The organism is Paenibacillus wenxiniae (genome assembly GCF_039822605.1).
GTDB classification, from domain to species: domain Bacteria; phylum Bacillota; class Bacilli; order Paenibacillales; family Paenibacillaceae; genus Saccharibacillus; species Saccharibacillus wenxiniae.
On the sequence record NZ_JBCGUH010000003.1, the window covers coordinates 309,726 to 321,524 of the forward strand.

The window sequence follows — 11,799 nt, forward strand, 5'->3', positions numbered from 1 at the left end:
AAAGTGCTTGATTTCATGGATGTCGCTTTGTGACTTCAATGTTGCTTCGTTGCCTTGATATTACTTCGTTGCTTTAAGCGTGCTTCCTTGCCTTGATATCACTTCATTGTTTTGAGCGTGCTTTCTTCCCTTGATATCGCTTCATTGTTTTAGCTTTGATATTGCTTCGATCGCGCATCAGAGCGTTAATGAGAAGTGACTTTCATTTTACTGGAGAAGTAGCCTTTATCTTATTAAGGTAGAGTTTAGGAATAAGGTGAGATTTAGGATGAAATTGCGTGGCACGGAATAAATTACAATCAGTGATGAAGCATATGATTTTTTATAAAGTATTTTTTAAAGTAACATGCGTTACGGCTATAAAATAAACAGGGTAATACAACATCATTTTGCGAAGACGTGTGTGCAAACAATGATGCGAGCAGCACGGAGCGGAGGGACGGAAATAAGGGGAAAGGACGACTTTTGAGCACGGGAATCTACAACTCACTCCTACTCCGTAGATTCCTGTGCGAGACGGGAGTCCGTCCCCTTATTCCTTCCCGGAGTGGTGTATGCCCACCACCATAGTTTGCAAACAGCGTCCCCAGCAAAAGATGTTTATTACCAACTCAGGAGGAAAATCATGTCACACACCCTACTCAGCATTCAAGTCATCCCCAAAACACAACCAGGTGAGCACTCCTACGATTATGTAGATGCAGCCATCGAAGTCATTCAATCAGCTGGCGTAAAATACGAAGTCCATCCACTCGAAACAACGATGGAGGGCGAACTGACAGAACTGCTGGATATCGTTCGTCGTATGCATGAGGCGCTTGTGGAGAAAGGCAGCCCCAGCATCATTTCCCAGATCAAAATCGCCCATAGTCCAGACGGCATTAGTATGGACGGTTTGACTGAGAAGTATCGCTAATGTCTATACGTGACTGGTGGAAAGGCATATGGCCGCCCTTAGGGGCGGTCGTTTTGTTCCTGCTATTGTGGCAGGCGGCAACGTCATTTTTTCATATCGAGGACTGGATTCTCCCCAGTCCAGCACGAATCGTAACCGAAGCTAGCAACAGCTATGATCGTCTGCTCGGACATACGTGGGCAACGCTACAGCTGACACTGGAGGGCTTTGGCATCGGTGTGGTGATTGGTCTGCTTGTGGCTGGCATTTTGCATGTGATTCCATTTCTGCGGCAGGCGTTGTATCCGCTGCTTATTTTAAGTCAAAATATTCCGGTGATCGCACTTGGCCCACTGCTCATTATCTGGTTCGGCTTTGGTATTCTATCGAAGCTGATCGTCATTGTACTCGTCTGCTTTTTCCCAATCACGGTCGCCGCACTCGGCGGACTGGCTGGAACAGATCGGACGATGCTCAATTATATGCAAATGATCGGCGCTAATCGCGGTCAGATATTTTGGAAGCTGGAATTACCGTACAGTCTGCCTGCGGTCTTTTCCGGACTGCGGATTGCGGCGACCTATAGCATTATGGGCGCGATTATTGCGGAATGGATTAGCAGTGATCAGGGACTTGGGTATTATATGCTATTGCAGCAATCGGCATTTCGCACCGACCGGATGTTTGTAGCCATTCTGATCGTCATTGCACTCAGTCTGGTCATGTTCTCGCTCATTGTACTGCTGGAGCACTGGTGCATTCGCTGGCAACGAACCAATCATGAGCGACAAGGAGGACATGGAGATGAAAAGTCCTAATTTATCGACAGATCACACGTCCCCTGTACCAAGTAGCACACTGGCACATTTGGCTCAATCGGACTTCCCGAAGCCGGACGCACCTTTTTTAGAGCTACGCCATATTTCCAAAACATTCGGCAGGGGCAAAAAACAGCTTCAGGTGATGGACGATATCTCGCTCACTGTGCAGGAGGGCGAATTCGTATCGATCATTGGGCCGTCTGGCTCTGGCAAAAGTACGCTGCTGCAAATGATCGGCGGCGTATTGCTGCCAGACGATGGTGCCATTATGCTACAGGGCAAACGCATCAATGGACAGCGTGGACGTGCCGGTTATATGCCGCAGCAACCTGCCCTGTTTCCGTGGCGCACGATTGAACAAAATGTCGTGCTCGCACGTGAGACTGCCGGCTTGCCACAACGGGAATCGCTGGAAATGGCACGCGTTTGGCTGGATAAAGTTGGACTGGGCGATTTTCGGCAGGCGTATCCTCATACGTTATCTGGTGGGATGCAGCAGCGTGTTGCTTTTCTACGCGCATTACTGGGACCGCAATCACTGCTCTGCCTGGATGAACCGTTTAGCGCACTGGATGCTTTTACGCGCAGTGAGATGCAAAGCTGGCTGCTGCGTATCTGGGAGGAAAATCGGCGCTCGGTTGTGTTTATTACACATCATATTGAAGAAGCTTTACTGCTGTCCGATACGATCTATGTGTTATCCAATCGTCCAGCACATGTGCTGGAACGAGTCGAAGTGCCATTTGAACGTCCACGGCGCGAAGAACTGGTGGATACCCCTTCATTTATCGCGCTACGCAGACGGCTAACGGAGCTGCTACGTGAGGAGGTGAGCGCGCGATGACAGCCTTATCATGGATCGATACGCATATTCATCTGGATCAATACAGCGATGCCGATGTGCGTTCCATCATTCGCGAGCTGCCACGTTATGGACTGGATACACTCATCGCTGTATCGATGAATCGGGAATCCTGCCAACGTACCGAATCGCTGGCACGCACGTATCCAGGTATCGTTAAGCCTGCATATGGCTATCATCCAGAGCAACCGCTACCTAACTCCCAGCAAACGGGAGCATTACTACAATGGATCGAGACACGAATCAGCGAAGCGGTAGCTGTTGGTGAGATCGGTCTGCCGTATTATCGTCGGCAGGAGCTTGCCGCTGAAGGGTATGCACTGGATGAACAGGGCTATATCGATCTGCTCGATCAGCATCTGCGATTGGCCAAACGTTATGATAAACCTGTCGTGCTGCATGCCGTGTACGATGATGCAGATACGGTCTGTGATTTGCTGGAGCAGCATAACATCACACGTGCGCATTTCCACTGGTTTAAAGGTTCGGTAGCGCAAATCCATCGACTGGCACAAAGCGGATACTATATTTCGTTTACACCAGATATTGTGTATGAGTCTGACATTCGTGAACTGGCTGCGCTGTATCCGCGTGAACTGGTCATGACAGAAACGGATGGGCCGTGGCCGTTTGAAGGGCCTTTTGCCGGCAAATCAACGACACCAGCGATGGTGGTAGATGTATGCCGTGCGTGGGCACATATTCAAAGACTCGATGTTAGCGATGCAGCTGCATTGCTATATGGAAATGCACGTCGCTTTTACCGAATATAGCTCTAATGAGATGGAATGTCGCTGTTGCTCTGCTATTTCTATATAATGACTACCATGAAATCCACTAGCGCTACAAAAAGCCCGCTTCAGCCGCATATGCGGAACTAAAGCGGGCTTTGCGGTTGTCTGCTTCTCGTTATCCAGTGCGTTTCGTGACTATAGTATACAAGTATAGGCTAGGCTCATTTGTTTTCCAGCTCGTTATCGTTTGAATACGCCTGTACACGAGTTAACCAGACCTGCATAGCTGATAGCAATTGTGTCATATGAATAGGTTTGCTCAAATAGTCGGACGCGCCAGCTTGCAGACAGCGTTCACGATCATCCTTCATTGCTTTGGCAGTCAGAGCAATAATCGGAAGCTCCCTCCACTCCGGACGTAGACGAATTTGTCGCAGCGCCTCATAACCATCCATAACCGGCATCATCATATCCATTAAAATCAGATCCGGTTTCACTTGCTCCAGCATGTCTAGTGCCCGCATGCCATCAGCAACGCTGAACACTTTCATGCCTTTGACTTTTAGTGCACTTTCCAGAGCGACAATATTGCGCGGATCATCATCCACCAGCAGCACATGCTTGTCTTGCAAAATTTGCATCGTTGGTGCAGTCTCGATCGGGCCGGAATCGCGCATGTCCACTGCAACTGCATCCTTTTCATCTTGTTGAGCAGGCAGATACAGGGTAAATGTACTGCCTTTGCCTTGCTCACTCTCTACCGTAACAAAGCCACCCAGCAGACGCGAAAACTCACGGCAAATTGACAATCCCAGACCGGTGCCACCGTAATCACGCTCTGTCAAAGATCCTTTTTCCTGTTGAAAGGCATCAAAAATAAGCTGTTGGCGATCCTTAGCAATACCTATGCCGGTATCGATTACCGAGATGGCAATCCATTGTTCCATATGATCCGGTATGCTATAGCCCTGAGCCGGAATAGCGCGATGGGCTGGCTCTATTTTTAACGTCACCGATCCACTCGGTGTAAACTTAAACGCATTGGAAAGTAAATTTTTCAATATTTGCTGTAATCGTTTCCCATCCGTATAGATCTCATCAGAAAGATCGGGATCTATCGTATAATGGAAGGCAATGCCTCGTTGTTCTGCCAGCTTGTTAAAACTGTAGCTTAACGTTTCTGGCAGATCAAACAGTGATACCCTTTCATGATGCACTTCCACCATACCTGCTTCCACTTTAGACAGATCCAAAATATCATCAATCAAGGCTAGCAAATCTTCACCAGAACGATGAATAATACTGCCATACTTTGGCACTTCATCTTCTTCATGGGTCGGCTCAAGCTCAGCAATCAATTGCGACAAAATAAGAATACTGTTAATCGGTGTGCGCAATTCATGGGACATATTGGCAAGAAACTGACTTTTGTAGCCTGAACTTTGTTCCAATTTCTGGGCATAATCTTGCAACTCCTGTTGTGTTGCTTCCAGTTCATGCGTTTTGGATTCGGCAAACTCACTTCGTTCGCGCAATTGTTCATTGATAGTTTGAAGCTCCTCCTGTTGCACCTGAAGCTCCTCCTGTTGTGCCTGAAGCTCTTGATTCAACTGCTGAGAATCATACAATAATCGATCCACCTGCATCCGATTCTCAATATTATTAATAACTACTCCAAAATTAGTACATACCAGCTCGATCAGCTGCAACTGACGCGCAGTAAAGGCCTGGAGTGAACCTAGCTCCCATACAGCGATGATCTGTCCATCGAATACAATAGGTGTCACCACAATTTGGCGCGGCGTCAATGCAGCCTGACCGGTCTGAATTCGAATAGGATGCTCCGCCGTATCATTCAGAACGATAACCTGTTGTGTGCTAGCAACACGTCCAATTATCCCTTCACCCGGTCGAAATGACGCAATAGCTGCTGGCATATCTGTATACGCCGAATAGGAACACTCCAATTGAAAATATTTGCCCTGTTCGTCCTGTGCTGTGTAATACAACAATCCGTAGGCAGCTTCCAGCAGAGGAACAAGCCGTGTCATCATCTTTTCAGCTAATTCCTGTTTGTTGTTAATCCCTTGATAAATGTTGCCGGTTAACGCGAATTGTGTCTGTACCCAGTTGCTGTCTTCCAGACGTTCAGACGTTTCACGGACTTTGCGATTGTGCATCTCCAGTGTCAGCGACATTTGATTAAACGCCTCAGCGATATTAGAAATTTCATCGCCACCTTCTACGGTCAGACGCGGAAGACGTTCAGCTTCATTAAAATCCGTATTATTAATCAGATCAGTCGCCAATTTCAAACGCTCGGTTGTACGCCGAATCGTCCATATCGCGATTGTGATTCCGCTCGTAAGCAACACTAACATTAAAATACCTGTTACGCCCCATACACCTGAGATGGAGGTGTATTGCAAAATAAGCCCTTCAATAATAAATAAAACGACGGAAAGTGCTAACAGAAAACCAAAGCCGAAAACCTGTTGCTTTTTATAATTCATGAATAAAATGTTCTTCCTCTCCGGTAATGTATCGGCGACGATATACGATAAGCTTGTAAGATAATGGATGCTACTCTAAGTATACGCTAATCGGTTGCGCACAGGAGTATATTTAAAAAATGAATCTGGTTATTTTTATGGATCTTATGATTAAGACATTCACCTACACGGCAACATGGATAGACAGTATCATCTATATGTACGTTGTGTAACTAGATTTGGATGGTGATCGGGCATATTATATATTCAAGCTGCACTGCAATTCGCTTTAATTGGGATGCAAAGCTAGAAATAATAATATATTTACATTAAATATGAGCAACATCACGTAGGACGAGACCATTGTCAGGACTGCGTACTACCGATGCGATTTTAGCCTGTTCAGACAGAGCAGCATCGTACCAGTAAAAGCCAAAATTGCGCCAGATTATAAAATGATAAGGGGTGTGCCTTCTGAATTGTGCTACTATAAAAACGCATATTTTTAGATGTGCATCTTAAAATAGACAAACTTCTGATTGGAGTTGCTCGATTTACTTTAAAAGAGAATACAGCTTTGATATACCAGAACAGGAAGAAGGAAAACCTCGCTATGTCTAAAGAAACGAACCGCTCTATGGTAACGGTAGGTTTACTAGCCGCCCTCTTCATCGGGGCGCTGGATTCGACCGTTGTTAGTACCGCTTCACCACGTATTATTGATTCACTCGGCGGACTCAGCCTGATCAGCTGGATTTTCTCCGTCTATACATTAACGACCTGTATCGCCACCCCGATCTTCGGCAAGCTGGGCGATCTGTACGGACGCCGGCTCGTATTTGCAATCGGTCTCGGTCTGTTCGTCGTCGGCTCGATGCTATGCGGATTGGCTGACTCGATGACTGAACTAATCTGGTATCGTGCGCTACAAGGGATTGGCGCTGGTGCGCTGACACCGGTCACGTTTACGATCGTTGGCGATCTGTATCCAGGGAAGGAACGTGCGAAGGTACAGGGGATTTTCTCGTCTGTCTGGTCAATTGCCGGCTTGTTCGGACCACTGGTCGGTGGCTATTTTGTCGATTATATTTCCTGGCGCTGGATTTTCTTTATTAATCTGCCGGTCGGGGTGATTGCGATTATGTTTATTTTCCTGTATTACCACGAATCGTTTGCGAAGCAAAAAAAGGCGATCGATTATGCCGGTGCGATTACGTTCACGATCGGGATGACCGCCTTGCTGCTTGCCTTGTTAACAGGCGGTGAGGAATATGCATGGAATTCTCCACTCATTCTGGTGATGTTTCTCGTGACTGTCGTCTTTCTCGGTCTGTTCCTGTGGATCGAGCGGCGAGCGGCTGAACCGATGTTACCACTTAGTCTGTTCCGCAATCCGGTGCTGAACATTCCGTATATTCTTGGCTTCACGACGCGCTGGATGGTAATGGGTGTAACCGTCTACTGTGCACTGTGGATGCAAGATGTGTCCGGCTCCAGTGCAACGATGGCTGGTCTTGCTCTGATGCCGATGTCAATCGCCTGGCCGCTTGCGTCGACGCTGTCGGGTAGATTCATGTACCGTATCGGTGCCAAATGGCTCATTATATTCGGCTCCGCACTCGTCGTCGCAGGTAGCTTGCTCGTCGCGATTATGCAGGCAGGCTCCTCGTATGGACTGATCGTTGCTTCGCTTGTGCTGATCGGACTGGGCATGGGCTGTATTGTGACCCCATCGATGGTCATCATTCAGGGCGCGGTCGACTTCCGTATGCGTAGTGTGGCGACCTCAACGAACACATTGATGAACTCCCTCGGTCAAACGGTCAGTGTCGCCGTATTCGGTCTGGTGTTCAACTCGATCGTTACCGCAGATAGCCCGGAGCAGATTGCAAGTGGTATTCATGCGGTGTTCCTGCTGATGCTGGCTGTAGCGGTGCTTAATCTGGTGGTGGCGTTGTTTTTGCCGCCGAGTAGTAAGTTGTTGAATCATCAGCAGTAGATCGATTTCAAGCACAATAGATCGTAAACGAAATGGATGATAAACAGACAAAATCTGCACATTCCACGACTTAAAGCCCTCGGTCCTAACGACTGAGGGCTTTGCTATATTCATACGCACACACATTTCTACATCCTACATACACTTTTAGAATGCTTGAATCAACGCTTGTTAAAACCTTTCTTCTCCAAAAACTCTTTCAACTGCATCCGAGAAGGCGTAGTCAGCTTTTGCGCCATTTGCTGTGACCACGGTGTAGTTTTGGTACCACCTGTACGTTCGGACAAATACTGCACCATCGTCTGGTCATATTCTTCTACCGCTTGCAATGTCGTCTCTGCTTGGTAAGCTTCATTATGCAATACAGCTTTGAGCGGCAAACGTGGACGCAAACCGGGTTCCTGATTCGGATAGCCGATGCACATGCCATAGATCGGGTAAACGAGTTCGGGCAAGCCCAGCAGCTCGGATACGCCTTCGATATCGGTACGAATACCACCGATATACACAACACCAAGCCCCATCGATTCAGCCGCGATGGCTGCGTTCTGAGCAGCTAGTGTGACATCCGCCGTAGCCACGATAAAGTTCTCGACGGCATCGGAATACGATTCTTTCTCCGGCGCATGCGTCTGTGCTGCATGTTCCAGACGATACAGGTCTGCACACCAGACGAGGAATACAGGGCATTCCTCAATGTAGCGCTGACTGCCTGCCATACGAGCAAGGTTTGCTTTGCGTTCAGGATCTCTTACTGCAATTACGCTATACGCCTGCACATTGCTGGAGCTAGACGCCATCTGTCCTGCTGCCACAATCGCTTCTATTTGTTCATCGGTTACCGCGTCCGGCTTGTAGCTACGGATTGAGCGGTGGTTCATTAATAAACGGATTGTATCATTCATCCGAGTAGTCACTCCTGTCTGCTTGTGATTCTCTACTTATGTTTCATAAGTATATTACATTATTAACACAGTAGGAGCAAAGTCACGCAGAAGGTGTACAGCTGGATTGAATCCATTCTTTTATTCATATCCTATGATCGCTGGCTGCTTTGCTGCTTGCTTGTCGTCGTACTTATAACTTTCCAGTCAGACTCGTTCCATTGTAATCAAAGACATTTACTCGTAACCAAGACGTGTCAAACTCCCACTCAGACCTGTTCACGTTGTAACTTAATGCGCTGCAAACGCAAGGAATTGAGTACGACCGATACCGAGCTGAATGCCATCGCAGCGCCGGCTAGCCAGGGGGCTAGAAGGCCAATCGCGGCAATGGGGATGCCGATGACGTTGTAAGCGAGTGCCCAGAATAGATTTTGACGGATATTGCGGATCGTGCGGCGGCTGACCAGGATAGCATCGGCGATGCCGTCCAGATCGCCACGCATCAGGGTGATGTCGGCGGCTTCCATAGCGACGTCGGTTCCGGTGCCGATGGCGATGCCTGTGTTGGCTGTCGCCAGTGCAGGAGCATCGTTAATGCCGTCGCCTACCATCGCTACGATATGTCCTTTGTCTTGCAGGCGTTTAATCTCGGCAGCTTTACCTTCAGGCAGTACGCCTGCTAGTACGTGCTGGATTCCGGTTTGGGCGGCAATTGCCTGAGCGGTGCGTTCGTTATCGCCTGTAATCATGATCACGTTCAGACCCATCTGTTGCAGGCGCTGAATCGCTCCAGCGGATGTATCTTTGACGGTATCCGCAACGGCGATCCAGCCCCCATATTGATCATCTATGGCGGTTAGCATGACCGTTTTACCCTGCTGTTCCAGCTCCTGAATGGAAGCTTCCAGCTCGTCGGTAGCTATGCCTGCCTCCTGCATTAGCAGGCGTGTTCCGATACGTATCGTATGCTCTGCATAGGTAGCGACGATACCCTTGCCCGGTATATTATCAAATGCTTGCAGCGGCGCTGGTTGTACATTTTGTTCCTTCAACCCTTCCACAATTGCACGTGCCAATGGATGCTCGGACGCGCTTTCCGCGCCTGCCACGAGTGCCAGCCATTGCGCTTCTGGTAATACGTCAGCTTGTACATGCCAATCGGTCAGTACCGGCTCGCCACGGGTGATTGTGCCCGTTTTGTCCAATACTACAGTATCGATACGATGGGCGGTTTCCAGATGCTCACCGCCTTTGAACAGAATGCCATACTCAGCCGCTCGGCCTGAGCCAGCCATAATCGATGTGGGTGTCGCTAATCCTAGCGCGCACGGACAGGCGATAACTAGCACCGCAATCGCTTTTTCCAGTGCGCCGCTAAATTGTCCGGGTTCTACGCCAAAGTAAAAGATACCGAATGTCAGCAGCGCAATCCCGATGACAATCGGTACGAAAATACCAGAGATCACGTCTGCCATACGTTGAATCGGCGCTTTGGACACTTGCGCCTGCTCAACGACTCCAATAATTTGTGCTAACGCGGTATGTTTACCGATCCGTTCAGCACGGAAGCGCAGACGTCCGTTCTGATTGATCGTTGCTCCAATCACACGATCTCCGTTTGTCTTGTCTACAGGCAAACTTTCCCCGGTCAGCATCGATTCGTCAACAGAGGAGCGTCCATCCAGTACGATACCGTCGACTGGAATTTTCTCGCCGGGTTTTACGATCACGATATCGCCGACACGCACTTCTTCAGCGGCGATTTGCACTTCCTGTCCATCCCGCTCAACTAGCGCATGCTGGGCGCGCAAATTCATCAGGCTACGAATGGCGGAAGAGGAACGGCTTTTCGCACGATGCTCCAGCCATTTTCCGAGCAGAATGAGCGTAATCAGCATACTGCTCACTTCAAAATACAGCTGTGCTTGAAAGCCTGGCTCCATCCACTCCCGAATCATTAAAAACACGCTGTAAACATAAGCAGCCGACGTGCCCAGCACAACGAGCACATCCATATTCGCACTGCCTCCACGTAGCGCTTTGTACGCGCCTTTATAAAATTGCCAGCCGATCACAAGCTGTACGGGAGTCGCAAGCAACCATTGCACCCACGGAATCATAAGCACATGTGGCATATAGATCCATGAGGTAAAGCTAAAATGCGCCACCATCGTCCACAGCAGCGGCAGCGACAATATGATCGAGATCAACAGCTGCAAACCGCGTTTGTGTTGTAGTTGATCGCGGCGTTCTTCTGCACCTTCCTGCTCCTGAATAGACGCCTTATAACCAAGCCGTGCCACTTTATCCGTAATATCCTGCACGCTAACCGTGCCAGCATCAAAGCTCACACGCGCCGTTTCCAGCATCAGATTCACCTGTGCTTCAGCTATGCCATCCATGCGCGCAAGACCTTTTTCGATGCGAGCAGAGCAAGCGGCACAGGTCATGCCGGAAATGTCTAAGTAGACCGTTTCATGCAACACGGAATAACCTAGCTTGCCGATCTTCTGCTCGATCTCATCTGCTTGTAGTTGCTTTGGATTATAGGTAACAAGTGCATTTTCCATCGCTAGATTCACATTCGCCTCTGCCACGCCGTCCATACGGCGCAAACCTTTTTCGATGCGAGTCGCGCAGGCCGCGCAGGTCATGCCGCCGATTTGCAGTTTTAATTGCTGTAGCTCGGCAGGCGCAGCTGGTGCTGATGATGAAGTTACGTCTGAAGTGATCGTGTCAGCTTCGGGTTCATGTTGAGTCATAGGTGTACCTCCTTTGGTTTACATGATAGTGTATGCGTAAATTGTGCTGGTTCAACCACACTACACTAAGGAATAAGGGTATCGACTTGGACGGAGTCGCAGTAAACGACTGCACATACCAGGTTGTCACATTTGGATGGCAGCATTCTTTTATAAGCAACACCCTCATTTACTGAGCTTAAAATCTATACACGCTGGTCGTATATCCTTTGTACATTATTATTTTATATCTCCAAACTGTTTTATATCTTCAAAATATACGGTATGGGGGTATATTTTTTGCCTAAAAAAACCTGATTTCACTGTTCTGTTCATCCTATATGAATCAGGCTATGTGAATCAGGCTT

At 48.4% G+C, this 11,799-nt stretch carries 8 protein-coding genes; 5 read left to right on the plus strand and 3 right to left on the minus strand.

Annotated features, from left to right (window positions below; genetic code table 11):
• Nucleotides 1-625: 625 nt before the first annotated feature.
• Genes AAHF22_RS07360 through AAHF22_RS07375 form a run of 4 tightly spaced genes read left to right on the plus strand, consistent with a single transcriptional unit; the run spans nucleotide 626 to nucleotide 3,351 of the window.
• Nucleotides 626-916, plus strand: a complete 291-nt coding sequence (locus AAHF22_RS07360) for an MTH1187 family thiamine-binding protein (protein ID WP_347324347.1) — start codon at nucleotides 626-628, stop codon at nucleotides 914-916.
• The gene (locus tag AAHF22_RS07365) at nucleotides 916-1,713 is read left to right on the plus strand and encodes an ABC transporter permease (protein ID WP_347324348.1); all 798 of its coding nucleotides are present in this window, start codon (nucleotides 916-918) and stop codon (nucleotides 1,711-1,713) included. Before AAHF22_RS07360 ends, AAHF22_RS07365 begins: the two co-directional genes overlap by 1 nt.
• Complete coding sequence (locus AAHF22_RS07370) at nucleotides 1,700-2,560, plus strand: ABC transporter ATP-binding protein (protein ID WP_347324349.1); 861 nt, start codon at nucleotides 1,700-1,702, stop codon at nucleotides 2,558-2,560. The genes AAHF22_RS07365 and AAHF22_RS07370 overlap by 14 nt, the downstream gene beginning before the upstream one ends.
• Nucleotides 2,557-3,351, plus strand: coding sequence for a TatD family hydrolase (locus AAHF22_RS07375; protein WP_347324350.1), 795 nt, complete (start codon nucleotides 2,557-2,559; stop codon nucleotides 3,349-3,351). The genes AAHF22_RS07370 and AAHF22_RS07375 overlap by 4 nt, the downstream gene beginning before the upstream one ends.
• A 182-nt stretch (nucleotides 3,352-3,533) precedes the next feature.
• Here the strand turns inward: AAHF22_RS07375 and AAHF22_RS07380 are convergent, their stop codons facing one another.
• The gene (locus AAHF22_RS07380) at nucleotides 3,534-5,825 is read right to left on the minus strand and encodes a hybrid sensor histidine kinase/response regulator (protein ID WP_347324351.1); all 2,292 of its coding nucleotides are present in this window, start codon (nucleotides 5,823-5,825) and stop codon (nucleotides 3,534-3,536) included.
• 592 nt (nucleotides 5,826-6,417) lie between these two features.
• On the opposite strand from AAHF22_RS07380, the gene AAHF22_RS07385 reads away from it, so the two are divergent.
• Nucleotides 6,418-7,803: an MDR family MFS transporter gene (locus AAHF22_RS07385; protein WP_347324352.1), complete on the plus strand. Its 1,386-nt coding sequence runs from the start codon at nucleotides 6,418-6,420 to the stop codon at nucleotides 7,801-7,803.
• Nucleotides 7,804-7,964: 161 nt separating this feature from the next.
• Here AAHF22_RS07385 and nfsA read toward each other — a convergent pair whose 3' ends face one another.
• Together nfsA and AAHF22_RS07395 are read right to left on the minus strand one after the other, a co-directional pair.
• The gene (nfsA, locus tag AAHF22_RS07390; RefSeq protein ID WP_347324353.1) at nucleotides 7,965-8,708 is read right to left on the minus strand and encodes an oxygen-insensitive NADPH nitroreductase; all 744 of its coding nucleotides are present in this window, start codon (nucleotides 8,706-8,708) and stop codon (nucleotides 7,965-7,967) included.
• Between the two features lie 248 nt (nucleotides 8,709-8,956).
• Entirely contained in the window at nucleotides 8,957-11,452 is a 2,496-nt protein-coding gene (locus AAHF22_RS07395; RefSeq protein WP_347324354.1) for a heavy metal translocating P-type ATPase, read from the minus strand.
• Nucleotides 11,453-11,799 lie beyond the last annotated feature (347 nt).